At 45.9% G+C, this 23812-nt stretch carries 17 protein-coding genes; 10 read left to right on the forward strand and 7 right to left on the reverse strand.

Annotated features, from left to right (window positions below):
• The first annotated feature begins 1034 nt into the window (after positions 1–1034).
• The 3 genes from ACKWCA_RS07770 to ACKWCA_RS07780 all read left to right on the forward strand — a co-directional run bounded on the left by ACKWCA_RS07770 (position 1035) and on the right by ACKWCA_RS07780 (position 5514).
• Complete coding sequence (locus tag ACKWCA_RS07770; protein WP_413977606.1) at positions 1035–4085, forward strand: DUF6797 domain-containing protein; 3051 nt, start codon at positions 1035–1037, stop codon at positions 4083–4085.
• A 102-nt stretch (positions 4086–4187) separates the two neighbouring features.
• Complete coding sequence (locus ACKWCA_RS07775) at positions 4188–4718, forward strand: RNA polymerase sigma factor (protein WP_413977607.1); 531 nt, start codon at positions 4188–4190, stop codon at positions 4716–4718.
• Position 4719: 1 nt separating this feature from the next.
• Positions 4720–5514, forward strand: coding sequence for an anti-sigma factor (locus ACKWCA_RS07780; protein ID WP_413977608.1), 795 nt, complete (start codon positions 4720–4722; stop codon positions 5512–5514).
• Between the two features lie 89 nt (positions 5515–5603).
• Here the strand turns inward: ACKWCA_RS07780 and ACKWCA_RS07785 are convergent, their stop codons facing one another.
• The 7 genes from ACKWCA_RS07785 to ACKWCA_RS07815 form a co-directional block, all read right to left on the reverse strand.
• The gene (locus ACKWCA_RS07785; RefSeq protein ID WP_413977609.1) at positions 5604–6764 is read right to left on the reverse strand and encodes a DUF3095 family protein; all 1161 of its coding nucleotides are present in this window, start codon (positions 6762–6764) and stop codon (positions 5604–5606) included.
• 196 nt (positions 6765–6960) lie between these two features.
• A complete protein-coding gene (locus tag ACKWCA_RS07790) occupies positions 6961–8238 on the reverse strand; it encodes a tetratricopeptide repeat protein (protein ID WP_413977610.1) in 1278 nt (425 codons plus the stop codon).
• A gap of 88 nt (positions 8239–8326) precedes the next feature.
• Positions 8327–9085: a DUF4331 family protein gene (locus ACKWCA_RS07795; RefSeq protein WP_413977611.1), complete on the reverse strand. Its 759-nt coding sequence runs from the start codon at positions 9083–9085 to the stop codon at positions 8327–8329.
• A 27-nt stretch (positions 9086–9112) separates the two neighbouring features.
• Positions 9113–9793 carry a DUF4331 family protein gene (locus tag ACKWCA_RS07800; protein ID WP_413977612.1) on the reverse strand — a complete coding sequence of 227 codons (681 nt, stop codon included), beginning with the start codon at positions 9791–9793 and terminating at the stop codon, positions 9113–9115.
• Positions 9794–10478: 685 nt separating this feature from the next.
• Entirely contained in the window at positions 10479–11591 is a 1113-nt protein-coding gene (locus tag ACKWCA_RS07805; protein WP_413977613.1) for a ThuA domain-containing protein, read from the reverse strand.
• Between the two features lie 27 nt (positions 11592–11618).
• Positions 11619–12455, reverse strand: a complete 837-nt coding sequence (locus ACKWCA_RS07810) for a sugar phosphate isomerase/epimerase family protein (protein WP_413977614.1) — start codon at positions 12453–12455, stop codon at positions 11619–11621.
• Between the two features lie 106 nt (positions 12456–12561).
• Positions 12562–13806, reverse strand: a complete 1245-nt coding sequence (locus ACKWCA_RS07815; RefSeq protein ID WP_413977615.1) for an MFS transporter — start codon at positions 13804–13806, stop codon at positions 12562–12564.
• Positions 13807–14050: 244 nt separating this feature from the next.
• Between ACKWCA_RS07815 and ACKWCA_RS07820 the strand changes: the two genes are divergently transcribed.
• The 7 genes from ACKWCA_RS07820 to ACKWCA_RS07850 all read left to right on the forward strand — a co-directional run bounded on the left by ACKWCA_RS07820 (position 14051) and on the right by ACKWCA_RS07850 (position 23698).
• Positions 14051–15094: a sugar phosphate isomerase/epimerase family protein gene (locus ACKWCA_RS07820; protein WP_413977616.1), complete on the forward strand. Its 1044-nt coding sequence runs from the start codon at positions 14051–14053 to the stop codon at positions 15092–15094.
• A gap of 69 nt (positions 15095–15163) precedes the next feature.
• Positions 15164–16321: a Gfo/Idh/MocA family protein gene (locus ACKWCA_RS07825; RefSeq protein ID WP_413977617.1), complete on the forward strand. Its 1158-nt coding sequence runs from the start codon at positions 15164–15166 to the stop codon at positions 16319–16321.
• Positions 16322–16421: 100 nt separating this feature from the next.
• A complete protein-coding gene (locus ACKWCA_RS07830) occupies positions 16422–17531 on the forward strand; it encodes a zinc-dependent alcohol dehydrogenase (protein WP_413977618.1) in 1110 nt (369 codons plus the stop codon).
• A gap of 144 nt (positions 17532–17675) precedes the next feature.
• On the forward strand, positions 17676–18695 hold the full coding sequence (locus ACKWCA_RS07835; RefSeq protein ID WP_413977619.1) for an NAD-dependent epimerase/dehydratase family protein: 1020 nt from the start codon (positions 17676–17678) through the stop codon (positions 18693–18695).
• Complete coding sequence (locus tag ACKWCA_RS07840; protein WP_413977620.1) at positions 18692–19669, forward strand: Gfo/Idh/MocA family protein; 978 nt, start codon at positions 18692–18694, stop codon at positions 19667–19669. Before ACKWCA_RS07835 ends, ACKWCA_RS07840 begins: the two co-directional genes overlap by 4 nt.
• An 8-nt stretch (positions 19670–19677) precedes the next feature.
• Positions 19678–22854 carry a PVC-type heme-binding CxxCH protein gene (locus ACKWCA_RS07845; RefSeq protein ID WP_413977621.1) on the forward strand — a complete coding sequence of 1059 codons (3177 nt, stop codon included), beginning with the start codon at positions 19678–19680 and terminating at the stop codon, positions 22852–22854.
• A gap of 100 nt (positions 22855–22954) precedes the next feature.
• On the forward strand, positions 22955–23698 hold the full coding sequence (locus ACKWCA_RS07850; protein WP_413977622.1) for a carbohydrate-binding family 9-like protein: 744 nt from the start codon (positions 22955–22957) through the stop codon (positions 23696–23698).
• The last annotated feature ends 114 nt before the right edge of the window (positions 23699–23812 follow it).

Genomic DNA, 23812 nt, shown 5'->3' on the forward strand with positions numbered 1-23812 from the left:
GCTTTCATGATGTTTTTGTTTTTAGTCCCGATTGCTATCGGTATTTGATTGATGTCTTCTTGATTAACGATTAAAGTTTCTGTACTGGGCCCACTGGGCTCTTTTGGTACCTCTAAAGTTTGAGAAGTACTGTCCTGTTTTTGATTCTGTTGCTGTTCTGTTGCTAGTTGCTTTCATGATGTTTTTGTTTTTAGTCCCGATTGCTATCGGTATTTGATTGATGTCTTCTTGATTAACGATTAAAGTTTCTGTACTGGGCCCACTGGGCTCTTTTGGTACCTCTAAAGTTTGAGAAGTACTGTCCTGTTTTTGATTCTGTTGCTGTTCTGTTGCTAGTTGCTTTCATGATGTTTTATTTTTAATATTGTTTATTCGTTTATGATGGTACAAATATGCTTCAGTTAGTTTAGGAGCCGAAACTGTTGTTGCCGAATTGTCGTTTTATTGGTTTCAACTGTTCCTTTTCAGCTCCCAAGAAATCTTAACGATTAAAATTTCTGTACTGGGCCCATTGTGCTCTCTTGGTACCTCTAAAAGTTGAGAAGTACTGTCCTGTCTTTGATTCTGTAGCTGTTTTTGTGATTGATGCTTTCATAATATGTTGTTTTTAGATGTTGTTATACGAGTTGTTATACGAATTGTTTTTTAAACTTGCTTGCCGTTCTGCGGCTTGCAATATGTCTAATAGACGACGCGGATTTTATTTTGTTACAGTACTATGCATAAAAAGGTACTATATTATATAAAATTTAACATTTGTTAGGTTTCAAGGGAACTACATGATTTATAAATAGCTAATAATCAATAAATTATGATGAAGCCCAATTTTTGATGATTTTACATTAAAGACTCCGCTTATCTTAAAGCGTTACAGCTACGGGCTACTTTTGTAGGTATTTGGGATCCGAATAGTGGAAAGACCGACCCGGTTCATTGCTCGTTAGGTTTCGTCATCAGGTATTCGTTCGGGGACATTTATTCCTTACATTTATAAGACTATGCTACGCTCGAGATACCAACAGTACTTTAGACAGATGTTTCTGAGACTCCTTTGTCTTCGGAAAATACGCACCAAAGTGGTATCAAGTGGTCTCTTCTTGATACTCATTTTCGTGTGGGGTTGCCAACAAAGTACGCCTGAAGGTTCTTGGGACTATCAAATTGATTTTGGAGACTGGCAGTCTCAGGGAACGATGAAGCTCCAGAACGGCAATGATGGGGCGACCCTTGTTTTGGTGTCTTTAGAGGATGGAACGTTCAATTTCGAAAACCTGAAGGTCACCCGTACGAATTTATCGGGCGAGGCGGTTATGTTCGGAAATGAAGCGGTTTTGGAGGGTGTTTTTGACCAAGAAACTTTTGTGGGTACCCTCCGTACTGAAGACGAACAATTTCCTTTTACGGCCAAGAGACAATCGGAGGAGTTGGTTAGCATTGACCGCTCCAATATTACCTATGTTCTTTCCGTAGAAGATTTAGGCGAATTGGAACGGGATATTGACCATGCCGGAATCATCGCAACTATGGATCGCGAGGGGTACAAGCGTGGTGAACGTATTTATAGTTCCAATTGCATCAATTGCCATGGCAATGAGGAAGTGGAAGGCTCCATTCCCCTTTCGACCAAGTTCTGGAACCAGGAATTGAAATCAGGTAGCGATGCCTATTCCATGTACCAGACCATAAGCCGAGGCTATGGTACCATGCCCCCGCAGCCCGTCTTGACGCCACAAGAAAAGTACGATGTCATTGGGTATATCCGTCAAAAATATATCAAGCCAAGGGAAGGGGAGGCTTTCATAGCCAATACTCGGGGCTATCTTTCCGGTTTGCCCAAGGGAACTTCCCAAGGTCCTGCGGCAAAGCCCTACCAGCCTTGGGCCGATATGGACTACGGCAACTTTTTCATTAATACCTATGAACTCGTCGACGAAGAGACCGGCATTGAGCGTTATCATTCCCCCCGCCCAGTACCTTATCCTGATGAGGATTACCGCAAAAATAACTTTGCATATAAAGGCATTGCTGTCCGTTTGGATAAAGGCGAAGGCGGAGTTTCGAAGGGAAAAGCATGGATGATCTTTGATCACGACCTGATGCGGGTCGCCGGTGGGTGGACAGGTCAAGGTTTTATCGATTGGAACGGGATTCTGTTAAACGACCAGCATGAAACCTATCCACGGACTATAGGGAAGCTTCATTTTGAAACTCCCGTCGGCCCCGGATGGGCCAATCCTAAAACAGGCTCTTTTGAAGACCCACGATTCAGGGCTAGAGATGGGCGTGCCTTTGGTCCCTTACCGAAGTCTTGGGCAAATTATAAAGGAGTATACCATCACAATGACGAAATCGTGATTTCCTATTCCGTAGGAACCGCCGATATCTTGGAGAAATTCGGGATGGAAGGCCATGGGAACGACACGATATTTACCAGAACACTCAATATTTCCCCCTCGACTTCTTTATTGAAAATGCGGGTGGCTCCCGAGAATATTGGGGTTGAAATGGTGGGTGAAGGTGCGAGTTTGTCCAGAGAAGAAGGGTATACGATATTGAATGTAAAAGGTGTCAAGGGAGCGAAGATCAAATTGTTTATAGCCGATACAGATCGACAAGACTTTGCGAACCTTTCCACAAGTAAGATCGCACCTCAAGATTTACGCGAATATACCTTAGGTAAGAGTGAACCACACTATCCCGAAATTCTGAAAAGCACGATCACAAAAGGTTCGGATGACGGTTCTTTTGCCGTTGATCAACTGACACCGCCATTTGATAACCCATGGGCTTCCAGAATGAAGTTGAGTGGTATTGATTTCCTGAAAGACGCCAACCAAGCAGTAGTATGCACAACGGACGGTGACATTTGGCATATCACAGGTCTCACGGACGATACGGGCGAATTGAGTTGGCAACGCATTGGTTCGGGACTTTTTCAGCCTCTGGGGATCAAAGTTTTGAACGATAATATCTATGTCATCTGTCGAGATCAGTTGGTGCTATTGCGCGATTTGAACGGCGATATGGAAACCGATTTTTATGAGAGTTTTAACCATGACCACCAAGTGACCGATCACTTTCACGAGTTTGCCATGGGGCTGCAGGCCGATAAAGAGGGCAATCTGTATTACGCCAAAAGTGGTCGTCATGCCCGTGAAGCTCTAGTGCCCCAACACGGCACCTTGCTCAAAGTGAGCAAAGATGGGGCCAAGACAGAAATCATCGCGAAAGGGTTCAGGGCCGCCAACGGTGTTTGTATCAATCCCGATGGAAGTTTTTTGGTCACCGACCAACAGGGGTTTTGGAACCCGATGAATCGAATCAATTGGGTTGATGGTAAGGGGAAGTTTTATGGCAATATGTGGGGATATGATCCGCCTAAAGACAGCACTCGGATCGCTATGGAGCAGCCTATGGTCTGGTTGGATATGGAGTTCGACCGATCTCCTTCAGAGTTGTTGTGGGTAGCTAGCAAACAGTGGGGGCCCTTAAATGGTAGCTTATTGAGTTTTTCCTATGGTTTCGGAAAAATACAGCTGGTTCTGAATGAGCAAGTAAATGGGCAGATGCAAGGCGGGGTTGTCGACCTGCCCGGAATCAAGTTCTTGACCGGGGTCATGCGCGGAAGATTTAATCCGGTTGATGGACAGTTGTACGCTTGCGGTATGTCGGCCTGGGGAACAAATCAAATGTTACGTGGTGGCGGACTTTACCGCATTCGGTATACGGGAAAACCAATAACAACTCCCATCGCCCTAAAAACGACAACCTCCGGAATCATTTTGGAATTTGATGCTCCGCTGGACCTGAAAACGGCAACGGACACGGATAACTATGTAATCCAAACTTGGAATTTAAAGCGAAGCAGCAAGTATGGTTCCGATCGTTATGATCGACTGACACTGCCAGTTGCTCAAGCGGTCGTTCAACCGGATGGAAAATCGATTCAGCTGTTCCTAAAGGATATAAAACCCGTAGATGTGATGACGATTTCCTACGACCTGTTAAGCACGGACAAGCTTGTTCTCGAGGGTACGGTACAAAGCACGGTTCATCATCTGGGTGGTTCCAATGATTCCATGTAAATCGCCGATACCTTCCCACCGGAAAGAAGATATAATTCTAGGGTTCGAATCCTGTAATTTCTTCCCTTTTGTCTATTTTTATACCTTAACCGGAACAATCACATGCAATTAGAGGCTTTAGTAGAACGCTTTCGTCAGAAGGACGTCTCGGCATTCGAGAAGTTGTATGATATGTATGCGGTGAATATCAGCGGTGCAATCAACACCATAGTGCGAGATGAAGACCTGGCTCAAGAGATCTGTCAAGATGTTTTTTTGAAGGTTTGGAACAAAGCAGAGCACTATAATAGTTCAAAGGGGCGGTTTTTTACCTGGGTATTGAACATTGCCCGTAATGCGGCCATCGATAAAGTGCGCTCTAAATCCCATAAAAACTCAAAAAAGAACCTTTCCGCGGATTACTTCGTAGGTATTTTAGCCTATGAGGAATCATCGGAGGGGACAATCGATACGGACCGTCTGAAGCGTCTGGTTAAAGGACTAAAGGCCAAGTGCATTGAAATTATCGAAATGCTTTATTTTAGGGGATACACCCAAAAAGAGGCCGCAGAGGAACTCGAAATCCCCGTGGGTACGGTAAAGACACGAAATAGAAGTTGTATTTCGCAATTGCGGGAAAACCTGAACTTATAATATGGATGTAAACGAGTACATAGCATCGGGTATTCTGGAACTATATGTTGCAGGACAGCTCTCCGAAAAAGAAAATTCGGAAGTGTACACGCTTGCTATGGAACATACGGAAATCGCCGCAGAAATCGAATCCATCGAAGCGGCTGTGCTGGACCTGGCCAGAACTGCGGCTCCTTCCCAAAAACCTGAATTCGAGTCGCTTAAAAATCGCTTGCCACTACAGGATGACACCAAGGTGGTCACCATAGCTAAAAAGGACACCAATTGGACAGCTTATTTGGGTTGGGCAGCTTCACTTCTATTGGCCCTTGGATTGTTTTGGGTTTACAATCAGAATAGTGAACTGAAGTCGCGAATTGAAGTTGCCAATCAAGAAAATAGGAAATTGGAACAGCAAATCGCCGAGTCGGATACTTCATTGGAAAAATCACGGACCCTGTTACAGACCATCCGGGATAAAGACATCACCGTCGTTCCTTTGGGGGGGCAGAAGGTATCCCCAGAATCCTATGCCAAGGCCTACTGGAACAAAAAAGAACAAAAGGTGTTTATTGATGCACAGGGCCTACCCGATCCCCCTGATGGTATGGTCTATCAAGTGTGGTCTTTAAAAGTGGATCCGTTGACCCCGACGAGCATGGGAATTTTAGAGGATTTTGTCTCGGATGATAACAAGGTATTCGCACTGGCCAACCCAAATGATTCAGAGGCATTTGGCATCACCTTGGAGCCCGCGGGCGGTAGTGTGTCCCCTAATCTAGAGCAGTTGTATGCCTTGGGCGCTGTTTCTTCTTAATTAAGATTTGGGTAGCTTCCGAATCGGAATAACCAATTTGATTTCCATGGGAATACCCGCATTAGCCTGAAGTTCCATAGACTTTTGAATCAGCTCGATTTTAATGCTTTTATTTTTCCTTTCAGCATTGTTGCCGCCTTGGTGTAGCCGCCAGCACCACCATCCACAAAATGGATATGGTCGGCTTTTCTATTGCGTACATAACATGAAATAATACTTTCCTCACTGACATGTACGCCAAAAATCAGTCTCCCGTTTTTTTCTTCTTCCTCCAAATAATCGACCAAGAGTTTCCTGTTCTCGGATCGCCCTGAAATGACCATATTGATACGACCGTCCAACACAAAAATATCGGAAAGTTGAACGAGCTCGGCCAAGTATTCCTGTCCTGATTTATGAGGAAGATACCCCACTTTTCCGATGAGCGTGTACATCCATTCCTTAAGTAATTCCATAAAACCGTACCGAAGCTTTCGTGTACGTAGTTCCGTTCTGATTTTCTGTAGGCTGGTATTCAATTTTAATTTCGGTATTGAGATCGGGTTCCGGTTTTGATGCGGACCATAAATCGCATCTATCTTGTCGAGCACCCCCTTGAATACCATGGCCTGTTCCGAACCGTGAATCGCATCGATCAATAAACAAATGACCTCATCGGAATGGGTGGGTGGCGGAATTTTGTTCCAGCGACATTCCATGCCCTCGAGACGTAACGCCATCTCGTTTTTGGTCGTCGTTTGAGGAGAACGGTACTTCGATTTAATATGACGCTCCGCCAGCTGTAGTCCATTGCCCAATACAACTGGAATCGAAAACAGGGCATTGACGCGTACTTTTGCGATTTTTAATTCGTTCGCCGCTTGGTATATGGCCGAGATCGGAAAGCTGCCCACTCGAAGCTCAATATCAAATTCGTCCTGTACGTTGGCCTGATGTGCTTCCAAGGCGGTCATGGTCTCTTCCAATAGGGTCGAAGGAATGATTAGGGTAGCGCCATCTCCACCGAAGAAAAAGGGAATATCGACCTTTACTTCGGAAGCAATATTCAAAGCGGCAATAATACTGCCGGTAGCGATGAGATTGACTACTTGAGATAGGCCACTATCGATGGCTTTTGTAGAATCCTTGATGTCCGTAATAAGTATGTGCCAATCCGAAGGGATACATGTAAAAACTTCGGGTTGGCCCAGTAGGTCACTGACCGAGCCATCATAAACCGGCAATTGATTATAGAATAAAGTGTTTTCCATGTACTATTGCTTTATAGCGGCGCCATTCCTTTGGTAGTTTGTGGCCACAAAAGCCAACTGAGTTCAAAAACCAGGACACTAAGGTTCCTAAACTAGGGAAAAGGATTGACTTAGCGTGCCCTTGTTTCGAACAAAAAATGCCACAATCCGAAAATCATGGCATCGCTTTCAACCTAAAAACTGGAAATAGCATACATCAGAGTTGTGTAATTTCATGATGCAGTATCGGTCCCAATTCGTATGCTGCTTCCGAAAGCTCTTTTTTTAAGGCCAACACCTTATTTTTTAATCCGTTCGCCTTGTATATTTCAGCAGCACGATATAGTATGGCGGGCTCAAAGGTCTTATCGGCGATATGGTTCTGAACGAGGTCCAAGGCTTTCTCCTTGTCCCCTAGATGCAAGTAGGCTGTCGCTAACATGCCATAACTTTCAGGTGTCGGTCTATTGATTACTTCTTTCTTTGCTAATGCCAATGCCATCGGGTATTGTGCTGTCTCCTCCAAATAAAGATCCACATGGTAGGCGTTATACATATCACCATAATTTGGGTTTGCCGTGGCCTTGATATAGGCATCAAGATTCATGGCATATGCAAGGTCATCGCCCATATACCTGGCAATCTCCGCTTTTAAAATGTAGTAATCCGGTGCTTGGTAGTCTTTTGTTACCGAATCGAGAATACGCATCGCTTCTTCAGGGTTTTTTTCATGGGAGAAAACGATCCAAGCAATACCTTTTTTAGCATAGGCGTTTTGTGGGTCTATATCGAGCGCTTTCAAATAGTGTTGATATGAGTCTTCCAATCTTCCCGCATGACCGTAATAATCAGCAAGATTGGTGTATGACCAAAGGATAAGGTTTTCGTTTTGCATTCCCTGGGCCTTGTATTTGGCCTGCTCCATCAAGACAATAGTGTCCTCTAAATATCCTTGATGATCTTGCCATTTTGCTTTGCGTATGAGGTACCCGAAATCGGTATCGTTCGCTATGCTATCGAGATACTGTTTGGCCGTTCCATAATTGCCAAGCTCCATATGAACATCGAATAGCAGACTTTGGGTTTCTTTCAATCCGTTGCTTTTAACATAGGAGTCTTGCGCCAATTGCAAGGCTTCCTTAAAGCGGTGCTGTGAAATATAATTTCTGGCGAGCGCTCTACGCAAGGTAGGTTTTCCGACGGCAGCGATTTCCACGGCTTTTTTTAGGGCCTGCTCTGATTTTTTGAGGTAATCGATGTTTCCGGTCTGTTGAAAGTATCTATTGTATTCGCCCCCGACTACACTAAAACTGGTCAGTTGAATGCTATCAGGTTTGATTTTTGAGTTCCAGAGCTCGAAGTATTTTGAGGTCGTCTTTGCGGGCTTTGATGCGAGATAATGCTCATAATCCGAAGCTGAGGTGATTTGTTGTTCTGTTTTTTGGCTACAGGAAAGTAGTGCCAAAGACATTATTAGGATACTGAAGTATTTCATGGGTTCTGTTTTTTAGGTTGAACAATGTGATAAAAGAGGAGCGCGAGTCGCCGCGCTCCCTATCATCCTTTTTCATAGATCCAATCACTTATTCAGGAGCTCCGATATAAGGAAAGGTATCCGTAAAAGTGGCCGTAAGACCGACACCATCGGAAGTCAATCGAGGTAGGTCAGCGGTACCATCCATATCCGTATCCTGACCACTGAAACGATCTCCGGTGGTTCCACCAAAAAGGAGGATCAAGGAAACATCGATAATGTCGTCATCCAGTCTTCGTCCGGTCAGCGCTACCTCATCACCGTCAGGTACGAGCAGACTACCATCCATATCGGCATCCGTTCCAGGGTTGAAATAGGTGGTCGGCAGGTTGGGCGCGACTTCTAAAACATCAGCAGCCAGGTAGCCTGTCAAGGTAGGGGCATCCAAGCCCAAAATATTATTCTCGTAGTTGACAGCTGTGGGATCTAAGCCTAACAGACCGGCATACACGTCGTGATATGCCTCAAGCCGGGCCTCATAGGCCGGTTGAAATGCAGCTGCCATTTCAGAAGGTATCGCAACGTTCTGGGCGTCCTTGTTGTCATCCGTTCCGAAGACGGTATTAATGCCTGGCCTGCCCATGAAATCGATTTGGCTATAGGTGCCGGCAAAATCGATTGTCATCATGCCGTCATCACAAGGTTCACAAGTGGTACCACCACAATCGATACCTGTTTCGTCACCGTTCATGATGCCGTCCGTACAGGTCGGCAATATGACAATGGGTGTATTATCATCATCACTACAGGAGGTTACAAGACCCATAGTGAGCAGCGAGAACATTATATATTTTGCACTAATTTTCATAATCTTTACGTTTTAAATTTTTTAGAATTATTGTTTTACGTTCGTTGTCACCCAGGTTTTATATACTTCCAGGCCTAGGGCATTCGTGCCAGAGGTACTACCGAGCATGCTATTCGGAAGCTCGACGACAATGGAGAGTGTATTGGCGCCATCGAAAGTGTCTTCCGCCTCACCCGCTGGTTTGAATCCCCCTGGGGCCATTCCTCCTATTACCGCATTGAACTGAAAGAAATCGAAAAAGAAGGGATCTTGCCTTGGCCCCGCGAAGAGCTTTACGCCATCAGCGGTAGTTTCGGTCACCGCAGTGGCTCCCGAAATAGTGACATCCCCTAAAGGTAAATCGGTCATCACCGTGCTGTTCAGTCCGGTTTGTGCCGGGGCAACAGGACCGAAGAAATACATTCTTCCATCCCTCGGAATAGCTTGGATGACGAGATCCTCCACCAAATCGTTATTGGTGTCGATATTGATCTCGGTCAGTACATTTTCATCGAATTCGCCATAGGCCAAATCCGGCAAAACGTTGGTCTGTAGGTCTACGACGAATACGGTGTTGTCCGAGCCTTCAGTAGGTTCGAAGGCGAAAAAGTCGGTTACATCGGCTGTTTGTCCGGTGGTGGTGGGAGCATCGATATGATCCGCTGCTATCAATACGATACCTGCCACGACCAAAGCGGGCAGCCCTAAATACATTTTTGTTTTCTTCATTTTACATTGTTTTTAGATTATTATTCGGGGGTATCTACGCGGTTTGGTTTTGCAGGTTTGGTTTTAAACGTTAAAAATTTGTTAAGTAAGGATGTGTCGAGAGTCGTCCAGATTTTGGAACGATACATGTGGAATAGTTAGGGCCAAAATCCCGAGTTGACCAAATCGAGAAACCGGGACATCTTCACCAAAATGATCGCAAAACCCAATTATGCCTCGATCGATCATCTTGATCTTGGAAGTAAGGAGGCAACCGAGATTAGTGCAAAAAAATTAGGGTGACATGGTAGTGTAACAAGGCCCCGCGTCACTGCCTGAAAGTAGAGTGTTGTGGTTTGGAAGGGGAGCGTTTTAGTGCCCTTTGCAGGGCATCTAAGGTTAAACTGGCTTTCTTCATGGAGTGGTCCTCACGGGCGTATTGCAATACCTTTGCCGGTGTTATAAAAAAACACGAATGTGGCTTCGGAGTACAACGCTATTCGTTGTCCGGTCGGAAGCGTCTAGAAGAACCATTTTAATCGTACAAGCGATTACAGCTACTATAGGCCGGATGAGTTTCATCCGTCACAGGCTGGAAGCCGAGAAGCGGCCCGAGTGAGTGATCACCACTCAGGGATAAAATGAAGTGTCGCCCTTCTTTAGGGTCGAACGCATCGGTTTTCGGCCAAGAGAAGAATCTCAGTCCCTACTTTAAGCTCTCAATGGTCAGGTGCTTGTCGACCCAATAGCTGTCATCTTTGAACCCGTACGCGGAGGGTTGGTAATCGCCAACAAGATCTACTTTGGCCGATTCGGGAACGGGTGAGCCCATGGCCCAGAAAACACCATTTACAAGCAGACGACGCACCCCTTCATTCAACATATCAGTTGCGGCACCAATTGTTGAGGCGAACGCTTTTCCTTCTTTTCCACCAGGAATTTGATAGCTTTTTGTCCAAGCGATGGGCATCAAAATAGTATTGACCTTTAGGCCCTCGTTGTTTTCAGTAGCCAGTTTGGAATCGGTCGGTTTCAGTCCGAAGAACAAGTCGTTTTCATCAAAGTCACCTTCTCGATCGATGACCTGACCTAAAATGATCGGTTGGCTATCTCCTGGAAGCGGGAGGCGAACCCCATAGACATCGGTTGGTCCCCAAATACTGCCACTTTCTATTCCGGAAGCTATCGGATGTTTTTCAGCTCCATCCGCAATGATTCCCCGCGTACTTTGGTGCTTGTGGTGTCCGTGATGTGTATGCCATTTTTCACCCAAGACCAATCTGCCGAAACCGTCTGTCCATTCTTCCATCGCTCCAGAATAGGCATTACTATAATGCCCAAAGTTGGTTTCATCATCCGCTGCGAAATTAAAGGCGTGGGTGGCCGTTCGAATTCCGACTATCGGTTTTCCCGCCTTAAGATAGTCCTCAAAGTGCTGCATCTGAGCATCCGGTAAGGCCCGAAAACGCGTAAGTAGTACCATCATATCAGCGGAGTCGAGCACTTCAAGTCCAGGGATGTTCTTCACGTAATTCGCATCAACAATTCCGGGTTTCTCTGGGTTTTGCGCGAACAGCACGGTGCATTTGAAGCCATGATGGGTCGATAGAATTTTGGCCAATTGTGGAAGCGCTTCTTCCGAGCGGTATTCTTCATCCCCTGAGACCAATACAATATGCTTGGCATTCGGTGTGGCGCCTTCAAAAACGAGCCATTCTTCAGGAGCATCTACAACGGCTTGTTCGATAACTTCCTCTTTTTTTTGTTCTTTACAGGTGATAAAGGCCAAACAGACAAACACATAAATCAAGTTTTTCATTTTCGAATCGTTAACTGGTTAAAGGGGCTATTGAATGCCATTTTTGATAAATTCAAGTCCTTGGGTATAGATTTCGGTGGAAGGGGAATAGTCGCGCCAGACATTGATGGCGTTGGCAAATTCGGGAATAAGGGTGCTGAATGCTTCAATGGTCAGCCAACCATCATAGCCGATCTCCTTCAGTGTAGGGAATACATCATCCCATTGCACCTGACCACTTCCGGGCGTGCCACGATCGTTCTCGCTGATATGAACGTGCCTTAAAACGGGCGCAATTGTACGCAGTGCGTCAGACTGACTTTTTTCCTCAATATTGCTATGATGTGTATCATACATAGCTCCCAAATTCGGATGGTCAACGGCTTCGACCAAGGTCTTTAGGTCTGCCATGGTGTTATAGAGATAGCACTCAAAGCGGTTCAATGCCTCAGGGCATAGTATGATATTGGCGGTTGCGGCATATTCTGCAGCTTTGCGAAGCATTTCGGCGCTTCTTTTTCGTTCATCTTGGGTAGGGGGCTGTCTGGTGAAGTATGCAAAACTGGAGTGTAACGGCCCGCATATATTATCGGCACCTAATGCTTGGGCATTATCTATGGCCCATTTTAGACGATCAAGACCCGCCTGTTGAACTTGGGCATCGGCACTTGAAATATTCTCTTCTGGGGCCAGTCCGGTGACGGTGGTCACGCCGAGGCCCAAATCGGCAAAATGATTTCCGAGTAGGGTATAATGCGATACATCGCCCTCGCCCATATACAGCTCGATACCATCGTAACCTGTGGCTTTGAGTTCGTCTATAATGGGATAGTGTTCTTCAGTAACGTGATTCGTCCAAAGGAGCATGTTCATTCCTATTTTCATAGCAATTGCGTTTAATGTTCGTTCTTGTAAGAGGGGGAAGCTTACCCCCTAAATAAACAACCCCCTCCTGAGGCAGGCAGGGGATTGTTCAATATTTCAATCTTAATTAGTGAGCCGCTGCGGGTACGGCATCATCCGATTTTCTGTTCTTCAGCCAAAAATAGAGTATGGTAAAAAGTATGATTAGAATTCCAGGAAATAATACCATTGTTCCTAATGTGGCTTGCCCCGAGACGAGTTCTAATTCATCACCGGTTAATCCATTCGCTTCGGCGACCGCTCGATCAGCATCGATCCATCCACCAATGATGGGTTGAAAAATGGTATTCGCGAACATCCCCACGGCGCCGATAATCGACATTCCCAGCGCTCCACTTTTTGGAACCTTAGTAGCGACCAAACCAATCATATTCGGCCAGAAATAGGCAATTCCTAAGGCAAATATGATAGCTGCCACGTAGGCCATGGCCCCGGTTTGCGTACTAAAAAGATAGACGCCGATGGTCGCCAATACCGCCGAGCCTAGAAGCACACCGGTCTGGTCGAATTTAGCCACCATGTCCCCGCCAAAATAACGAGCCACGGCCATGAGTCCGGCCGTTAATGCAAGAATGATCATGGGGTGGGCCCCACTTTTTGATAGAATCAGACTTACCCATTGGTTCGGACCAAATTCCGAAATGGCGGTTAAGGACATACATACGGCGATAAATAGAAATAAGGGGGTGATCATGGCTTTGACATTGCCCGTTAGTGTTGCGGCCTCTTGCACTTTTGCCCTTGGCCATGACTGTCCGAAAAACAAATAGGCATAGATAAATGTGGGAATCAACAATAACCAAACTTGGTTACGGCCCAATATTTCAAGATTATCGGTCATGAACCCTGATAGTAGACTACCTATGGCAATACCTCCTGGAAACCACATGTGAAACCGATTTAGCATCTTACTCATCTTATTCCCCTCATAAGCATCCGCAATCATAGGGTTACAGGCCGCTTCGGTACATCCGTTTCCAAGCCCAATGAGTAAATTAGCAATCAACAGCCCTACATAACTTCCAGAGAAGATGAGCATTAAAATACCAATAGCATGGGCAAAAAAGGCGAATTGCATAATTACCTTTCCGCCGACTTTATGATAGATCAATCCACCGATAACCATGGATATCGGAAACCCTAAAAACCACATTGATGTTGCAATACCGGCCTGACTTGCGGTCAAACCAAGTTCTATTTTGAGTTGATCTAATATGCCCGCAGCAATAGCAAAGGAAAAAGCAGTTGTGATCAAGGCAAAACAACTACCATAAAAGAGTCTGTTGGCATTCGTTGAAGTATTCGTTTCCATAATTTGAAAAAGTTTGTATAAACTGTTAGATTAATTGGTTGTAGTGCTTTTTGAGTCTATAAGTTTACTTACTTTTTTGTTATTATCATAATTAATTTGCCCAAGTCTTGTCGGTTTATCACAAAATAAGCGTCCCTTTTACAAAACCAACAGTTTTATCGGCCATAATAGTCGAATTTTAATTAAATTAGTTGTCTTTGTGCACGTACACGTTACAAACAAATACCACTAAATCACATTCACAATGCAAAAAAACAACTACCCTAAATTACACAATGCCTCCTGGCCCGGAGTGGTAGGTAAAGGTCCCGATTCCGAACCGCCGATCGATATCGACACTATGATCGAACTCACAGCAAATGCCGAGGTAAACGGAGTCAAATTCGACGGATTCGATCTTTTTGTGGCCGACCCTCATCTGGATATCGATTCATCGGATGATGCTATCAAGATCATGGCCGATAAGGCACAGGCCAAAAACCTGGAAATCGGAAGCCTTGTGGCACCCATTTGGGCCGGCACCGGTGGAGGTTCCGCAATGGGCTCCGTCGAGGAGCGAAAGCAATTCGTCTCTCAAGTGCGAAAGGCCTGCGAGATCGGCAAGAAGTTGCGTGATATCGGGGTAAGGCCAAATGGCATTGTGCGCATCGACTCTTCCATAGACCCCGAAAGTTGGGCCAAAGATGAAGTCGGAAATACGAAATTGATAGCCCAAACCTTTCGCGAAGCTTGTGATGTAGCTGCGGATTATGGGGAGTCACTCGCTGCCGAAGGTGAAATCTGCTGGGGGGGTATGCACGGGTGGAAAACCATGCTCAAGACCCTTGAGGCCGTTGACCGACCCAATATCGGATTTCAAGCAGACATGGCGCATACCTTATTATATCTCCTAGGATACAATAAGGAAGATGAGCGTATACTGCCGAAAGACTTTGATTGGAATGATAGAGCGACTTTGTCAGAAGGTCTTAAAACGTTAACCGCTGCCCTTCGACCGTGGACTATCGACTTTCACGTGGCTCAAAATGATGGCACCGTTTTTGGCTCGGGTTCCCACGATAAAACAGGAAGGCATTGTCAGGCCTCAGATCCCAACGGAAAATTGGATATTGCCGTAGATGCCGGTCACTGGTTACGTGACGAAAACGGGGTGCTCACCAAAAAGTTCAGACATATCTGTTGGGATGGCTGTATGTTTCCCAATGATGTCATGATGCAACCCAAGACCTGGAATGATATTTTGGGTGCTATGATCCAAGTGCGCGACCTGCATGGCTGGTATGAATAGATTAATAGAACTTCCGTGCTCTTGTAAAGGCCTTAGGGGACGAATTCTTCACGATAACACTTTTGAAAAATGAGTAGTAAAAAAGAAATAAGAATAGGCTTGGTAGGATACGGATTTATGGGCCGTACACATTCCAATGCTTATAGACGCGTAGGGAACTTTTTCCCAGAATTAACACATACGCCTGTGTTGAAAGCCGTTTGTGCGCGAAACGAAGATCGGCTAAAAGCATTTGCCGAACAATGGGGCTATGAATCGTATGAGACAGATTGGCGAAAACTGATCGCACGAGATGATATTGACGCTATTGATATCTGCACTCCGAATAACATGCATGCCGAAATTGCCATTGCCGCCGCCGAAGCCGGTAAGATGGTACTTTGCGAAAAACCGTTGGCCCGTACGGTGGCCGAGGCCCAACCGATGGTCGATGCTATTGAAAAGGCAGGGGTGCCAAATACGGTATATTTCAATTACCGACGCATTCCCGCAGTCACTCTTGCCAAGCAGTTGATCGATTCAGGTAAACTAGGCAAGATCTTCCACTTCCGTTCCAACTTTTTGCAAGACTGGACCATAAGTCCTGAACTTCCACAAGGCGGGGAAGGACTTTGGCGACTCGACAATGCCGCGGCAGGCTCGGGAGTTACCGGTGATTTGCTAGCGCATTGTATCGATACTGCGATGTGGCTGAATGGAGGAATAGCCGATGTGTCCGCCATGACAGAGACCTTTATTAAGGAGCGGGTACATACCGGAACCGGCGAAAAACAAAAAGTCGATATCGATGATGCCTGTATTTTCCATTGCCATTTTGATAACGGGTCTCTCGGACTGTTCGAATCCACGCGCTACGCAAGAGGGCATAAGGCTTTGTTTACCTTCGAAATCAATGGGGAACATGCTTCGATTAAGTGGAACTTGCACGACCTAACCCGTCTAGAGTATTTCGACCATCGCGATGAGTCCATCGAAAGAGGCTGGCGTTCCATTCATGTAACTGATGGCGACCAGCCGTATATGGACAAATGGTGGGTGCCTGGATTATCCATTGGATATGAGCATAGCTTTGTGCATCAAGTAGCCGATTTCTTGAAATGTTTGGAGGATGGGAAACCCTGTTCACCAACCTTCAAGGAAGCCCAAGAAACCCAGAAAGTCTGTGAGGCGGTCTTAGAATCCGCAAAGGCAAAAACTTGGAAAGATACTGGTGTCGAATGGTCGTGAGCAACGTCCTTTCGAAGGAGGGCGTATCGGCAAAAGATACTCTCCGTAAATTTTGAAACCATAAAACCAATAACATCCATAAAAAAACGACAACGAATACATGAGTGAATCAATACAAGGCTTTTGCCTTCAAGGAAAGGAAAAAATTTATCCGAATGCAGACGATGTAACCAAGAATACGGCAGTGGTACCGATGGAGCTGCCACCCTTAAAGGAGGGCGAATTATTAGCAAAGACACTCTATACCGGCATCTGTGGCTCTGACAACAGCGCTTCCATTGGCAAGGCAAATTTTGATTGGGTAGAAAGACCGCGTATTATCGGTCACGAATTTAGCGCCCAGGTGCTCGAATTAGGGCCAGGCGACCATGGCGATGTCAAGGTGGGCGATATCTTTACCCCCTTGGCCATGTTAGGATGTCAAGAAGAAGATTGCCCTGCCTGTAGTGTGGCCAAATGGAATCTTTGTGCCAGAAAGCAGATTATCGGTTTTCATAGAAACGGCGGTTTTGGCCAACGCGTAGTGCTAGAATCGGATCGGGTCGTACCCTTAATGGAAGGATTGACACCGGCGCAAGGCGCTTTGGTCGAACCCCTGTCGATCATTACAAACGCCCTATACCGCAAATGTGATATCAAGCCTGGTCAAGATGTGGTGGTGACCGGTTGTGGAATCATCGGTTTAATGTCTGCCGAGGTTGCTAGAGCGGCAGGTGCTCGGGTAGCAGTGACAGGTATTGCCCATGACCGAGACATTCGTTTGAGAAAAGCAAAGGAACGTGGGTTTATCACTTTGGAAGTATCCCCAGAAGATACACTGACCTCCCAATTGCAAAAAGGAATCGCCGATACTAACGGTATTCCGTTCGGTATTAATGGAAAGGTAGATTTGCTCATCGAATGTTCCGGAGTGCCAGCAGTACTTACCGAAGCCATAGATGTGGTTCGCCCTGAAGGGGATATCTGTGTCATCGCGACCTATGGACAAGAGGTGCCAATCAATGCCACCCACCTGACACGAACCTCCTTGAACTTGAGAGGGTCGATGGGGTCATGCCGCGAAGATTATATGTCCGCAATGAAATTGATGGTCACGGGTGTTTTTCCGGCCGAGCATTACACCGATCTCTATGAATTTGAACATGTTACGCAGGCTTTTGAAGATTCTATAAAAGCCCGTAATATGAAGGCAGTTGTAAAAATGAATTAGATTTTTGCCGGTCGGGGCGCAATTTTTAAATCCTTCCGTCAGGCCTACCTACTAACAAAATAAAGAATACGACAGGTTCGCCACAGATTTAAATCACAATGTAACCCGTACAGCATAAAAGAAATAGCACAGAAGAACTAGTACATGACAAAAATTTTTATCACAGGAGGAACAGGTTGTATCGGTTCCGTTACCATCTATAAATTACTGCAATCGGATCAGGTCGATAAAATCATTATTGCAACACGCTCCAATAATGCGGAGCCCTTAAAATTATGGTTAGGGGAAGCACTTGACCCGCGTCTTGAGTTCGTGACCTTGGATGTATCCAATTACCTCGAAATTGAACGGGTATTGCTTGAAGTGAGCCCGACCCATATCATTCATTTGGGGGCGTATCAAAGTCCTGATTGTTCACGCGACCATATTGGTGGAATGGAAATCAATACGGGGGGAACCATGGCCTTATTCGATGCTGCGGAAAAACTTCCTGCATTGGAGCGATTCGTATTTGCCAGTTCTGCCGCCGTCTACGGAATGCGATCGATGTATCCGCAAGAAACCATTTCGGAAGAGGTTCCCTTGGCCCCGCCCAATCACTACGGAATATGGAAATTAGCCGGGGAACACTTGGCGCGCTTGTTTTATGACAATACCAAGGTACCTACGGTATGCCTACGGATCAATACGACCTATGGAAAAGGCCGTGACAAAGGCAAAACCTCCGCCCCGACCAATGCGTTGAAAGCCATCGTATTGGCCGCGATAAAAAATGAAAAAGCCTCGTTTGAAATGCCTTATCAGGGTCGTGAAAATTACCATTATGTCGAGGATGTCGGCGCACAGTTCGCTGCAGTATGTATCCAACCGTACAAGGGTTTCGGAGCTTTCAATATTCAGGGGGAAACCATTCCTATTGCATCTTTTTTAGCGCTTGCGGCCAATCAGGCTAAAGAATTGGGTATGGGTGATCTTACGTCCTTGTCCATTGTTGAAAATGCCCCGCCCAACTTGTTTATCTGTGACTTGGACCATAGTAAAATCAATAGTACGTTTTCAAATCTACCCCTTACCGATATTTCCTTAGGCATTCGAAAATCACTTTTGGAATTCAAGGAAATGGCTGAAAAAGGAATACTCACCTATTCAACACCGGCTTCATGAAAACAATAGGAATCGGTTTTATTGGAGCAGGCGACATTGCCAATTTGCATGCAGAGGCGATCAATGAATTGCAAGGTGCCGAGTTGATCGGATTATGGAACCGTACCCATGGCAAAGGGGCTTCGAAGGCCCTTGTCTATGGTTGTAAGGTATATAATTCCGTGGAGGAGTTACTGAATGACCCCAAGATAGATGCGGTGTTTGTGTTGACTAACATGGAGACCCATTGCGAGTATACGATCCAGGCCGCCAAGGCTGGGAAACATGTGCTGGTAGAAAAACCTGCTGCATCAAGCATCGATGAATTGGAACGAATGAATGCTGCTATTCAAAAAGCCGGTGTCCAATGTATGCCCGTGCACAATTACATCTATGAACCCGCAATTGAACGTGCGAGGGCGATGATAGAAAACGGCAAATTGGGGGCGATAACCCAGTTCTACATGATGTACAACATACACCATGCCGATGAGATTCGCGCTCGGTATCCCGGAGTGATTCGGCAGATATTGACGCACCATAGCTACACCATGCTGTATCTCGCAGGGGTGCCAAAAACGGTGTCCTGTTTAATGAATACAGTAGATGATACCCTTGCGCCTCAAGAGAACGTGGCTATGGCGAATATTCAAATGGAAAATGGAACCTTAAGTCACCTCTGTGCCAGTTTTGCCAATGATGACCACTCCGGAGACCCATGGACATGCATGATCAAGGTCATCGGCACTAAGGGTAGCACCCGATACAGTTATCGCGATTTTGTCATCAATGATCGTAACGGGGCACATTCGCAGACCTATCAGAACTATCCTGAATCCATAAAAAATACGGCGACCCACTTTATCGATCGTGTAGTACGATTAGGTGAAGAACCCCTATCGAGCATAAAGGATGCGATTACGTGTCAACAGATTATAGAGGCGTGTGAGTTATCCGTAGAAAAGGGCATACATGTCACCCTAACCAAAAACTAAACCCACAGATGATGAATCGACTTTTACACAACAATCCAGTAACGATCGCCATACTTTTTTTGATGTTCGTATCGCTGATGGGATGTACTTCCAAGGAGGAGAGCGGAATTCCAGTTCGGAATCAGCAACATATCGTGCTTATCGGAAATAATCTGGCTTCTCGAATGCTGAATTTTGGACATTTCGAAACCGAGATGCATCTGAGGTATCCCGATAGCTCATTATTCATACGAAACATGGCCGATCCAGGCAACACCGCCGGGTTTCGTCCCCATTCGTCCCGGAAATTGCCTTGGGCATTCCCTGGTGCGGAAGCGTTTTACCCAAATGAGTTGGGCAATACCTCGGGCAGCATCGGATTCTTTCCCTCGGAAGACGAATGGTTGACCAATTTGAAGGCAGATGTCGTTTTGGCTTTTTTCGGGTATAATGAATCTTTTGCCGGAGAAGCGGGATTGGAAAATTTCAAGAGGGAGCTACATGCCTTTGTGGCGCATACCAAAAATCAAAAATACAATGGTACAAGTGCACCGAAATTGGCCCTAGTGTCCCCGATCGCTTTTGAGGATCTTTCGGCCAAAATGGACTTGCCTAAAGGGCAAACCGAAAATAAGAATCTGAAGCGGTATACTGAAGCGATGCGTGAAGTGGCCATTCAGGATAGCGTACTATTTGTGGACGCATTTACGCCAAGTTCGGAATGGTACGCTAGTGAAGAAAAACAGATTACCGCCGACGGATTTCAATTGAACGATTTCGGCTACCGGAAGTTTGCCACCCTATTGGCTGATGAAGTTTTCGGGAAGGGGAGCGTCCAAACAACGGTGAACCGTGATGTGGTCCACAATGCCGTTGTGGAAAAAAATTGGTTTTGGCATAATGAAATCAAGCTGCCCAATGGAGTGCACGCTTGGGGCAGGCGCTATGATCCTTTTGGCCCCGACAATTACCCCTACGAGAAAGAAAAGATCAATCAGATGACCGTCATTCGTGATAGTGCCATTTGGGCCGTTGTTGAAGGGGCTGATTTTGACGTCGCAGCTGCGGATGAAAAGACTAGAACACTTCCTCCTGTAAAATCGAATTACGATCCTGGGATGGGCAAGGTAGAAGACGGCTATAAATACGGTCAGGAAGCCCTTGATCGCATAAAGGCCGCTCCAGGGTATAAAGTAGAGCTATTCGCCTCGGAAAAAGAGTTTCCGGATCTGGCCAACCCCGTTCAGATGTCTTTTGATAATGAAGGTAGGCTTTGGGTAGGGGTGATGCCCTCCTATCCACACTATAAACCGGGCGACAAAAAGCCTAAAGACAAGCTTATCATTCTTGAAGACCTTGACAAAGACGGCAAGGCCGATAAGCAAACTACCTTTGTCGATGATTTGAATTTGACGATTGGTTTTGAATTTGCCCCAGAAGGGGTATATGTTTCCCAAGGAACCAATCTGGTCTTGTTAAAGGACACCGATGGTGATGACAAGGCCGATGAGAAGGAGATTATCTTAAGCGGATTTGACGATCACGATACACACCATACTGCAGGTGCTTTCGCGGCAGATCCCTCTGGTGCCATATATATGGGGGAAGGCGTGTTTCTACATACCAACGTAGAAACGGCTTATGGTCCGGTTCGAGCTACTAATGGTGGGTTTTACAGGTACAGTCCACAACGGCATTATTTGGAGCGAACGGCCCAATTGCCCATACCAAATCCTTGGGGAATTGCCTTTGATGACTGGGGACAACCCTTTTTCGCGCATACTTCCGGTCCTGATATGACCTGGATGACTCCAGGAACCATCAAATCACGATATGGACAGGCCAATCCGCTGCCCAAGAATTTGATTGAGGAAGTACACCGGGTACGGCCGACCTCGGGACTTGAATTCATTTCAAGCCGCCATTTTCCGGATGAGGTGCAAGGCGATTTGATCATCAATAATACCATCGGCTTTTTGGGCACCAAACAACATACTATGGTTGACGACCCGGACAGTGCCGGATACCTCAGTAAACATAGATTGGATTTGATTACGTCAACGGATACCAATTTTCGTCCTGTGGATATGGAATTCGCTCCCGACGGTTCGCTCTATATCGTAGATTGGCACAACGTTCTCGTCGGACACATGCAACACAATGCTCGCGACCCGTTACGAGATCATGTACATGGACGAATTTATAGAATTACCTACCCCGAGAGACCATTGGTCGAGCCGGCCAAGATCGTCGATGCGAGTATTGAAGAACTTTTAGAGAACCTCAAATTGCCCGAATTCCGAACCCGATATCGCACGAAACGCGAGCTAAGGGCGCGGGACTCGAAGGAAGTTTTAGCAACCTTGAAAAATTGGGTAGGCACCTTGGATAAAACCGATGCAGCCTATGAGCACTATCTTTTAGAAGCACTATGGGTCACCTGGGGTCTGAACCAAGTGGACGCCGATCTCTTGAATCAAGTGTTGAGCGCCAGGGATTTTCGGGCCAGGGCCGCCGCGGTCAAGGTATTACGCTACGCCGGACATCAGATTGAAAATCAACCCGAATTATTGATGACAGCTGCCAAAGATGAACACCCGCGCGTACGATTGGAAGCCTTTGTAGCGGCATCGTGGTTGACAAAGGAAGAAGGGCTACCCATTATCGAAGCAGCAGGTAAATTACCTATGGATACTTGGATGGAGAAACCCTATGAGGCAGCATTGGCCCATATTCAAGGGGTCAACGTGGGGCAAGAGGTCGATGGGGGAACCAAGACCAATCTAGAAGGTGCCGACAAGAAGCTCTTTGTAATGGGCGAGGAAATCTACAATCGAGAAGGTTTTTGTGTGACCTGTCACCAACCAGACGGTTTGGGATTGAGTGCATCGCAATTCCCCCCTCTGGCAAAATCCCCCTGGGTGACCGGCAACGAAGAACGCTTGATCAAACTGACCTTGCATGGCCTTATGGGGCCATTGGAATTGATGGGGAAAACCTATCCGGGTCAAGTGCCTATGACCCCGTACGGAGGAATGCTAAACGATGAGGAAATCGCGGCGGTATTGACCTTTGTACGAAACGCTTTTGACAATAAAGCCTCGGTCATATCACCCGATTTAGTGAAGAAGGTTCGGGAACAGACCAAGGACAAGGAAGGGTTTTATTCCCCAGCGGAACTATTAAAAGAACACCCCATGGAGTAGAAGGGCATCCGGGGCCAATAATACAAACGGTTTACGCATAACCCTATGCCTCAAGGACTCATGGTCTTTTTAGGGAAAAGGAACCGAAATGGTATAGTATATGCTTAAAAAAGCCGTCGGCATGAGATATTATGGAGTCATCTTATTTTTTATTCACCTTATTGGGTTTGGACAAACAACGATGGTAGATAACAAAGAATTGCATGTAGTTGAAATAGCGTTTTCTGGAGAAGCAAGCTTATCGAAAGTTTCCGAACTCTTAGAGGCCAATGCCGAACTTCACTCAATCGATTTCATCAATTGGGAAGTTTTTCCGTACCGTCCTGAAGTTAAATTCAGAATAGCCCACCACGCAAATCAAATTTGGTTGAAGCTTTATGTGCAGGAGGAGAATGTCTTAGCCCAAAGAACAGAGACCAATAGTGCAACGCATCGGGATAGTTGTGTAGAGTTTTTTCTTGACCCTATAGGCGATGGCAACTACTACAACTTCGAATTTAATTGCATAGGAGTGACCCATTTGGCCTATGGACCCGATAGAAACGAACGAAAGTTTGTCGATCCTACAATTATTGAGGAAACGGTTCGGGTCGAATCTTCGTTGGGGAGCAAAGCTTTCGAAGAGCGAAAAGGAGGCCACGAATGGGAAATGACGGTGGTCATTCCTGCAGAAGTACTAACCCATAACCAGGGCATCACCTTAAAAGACCTTAGGGCCAAGGCCAATTTTTACAAATGTGCCGATGATACCTCAAAGCCACATTACCTGAGTTGGAATCCGGTCGGGACCGATAGCCCCGATTTTCATCAACCCTCTTTTTTCGGAAGCTTGATTTTTGATTAGTAAAACACTTATATCCATAGTTGGTCAAAAAAATGTGCTCGTACACATTTTTTGAATATCCCTTGCTTCTTATTGAAAAGAACGGTATCTTAAAGCTGTGGTTTTGTGACAGAT

The organism is Maribacter corallii (genome assembly GCF_047345415.1).
GTDB lineage: Bacteria > Bacteroidota > Bacteroidia > Flavobacteriales > Flavobacteriaceae > Maribacter_C.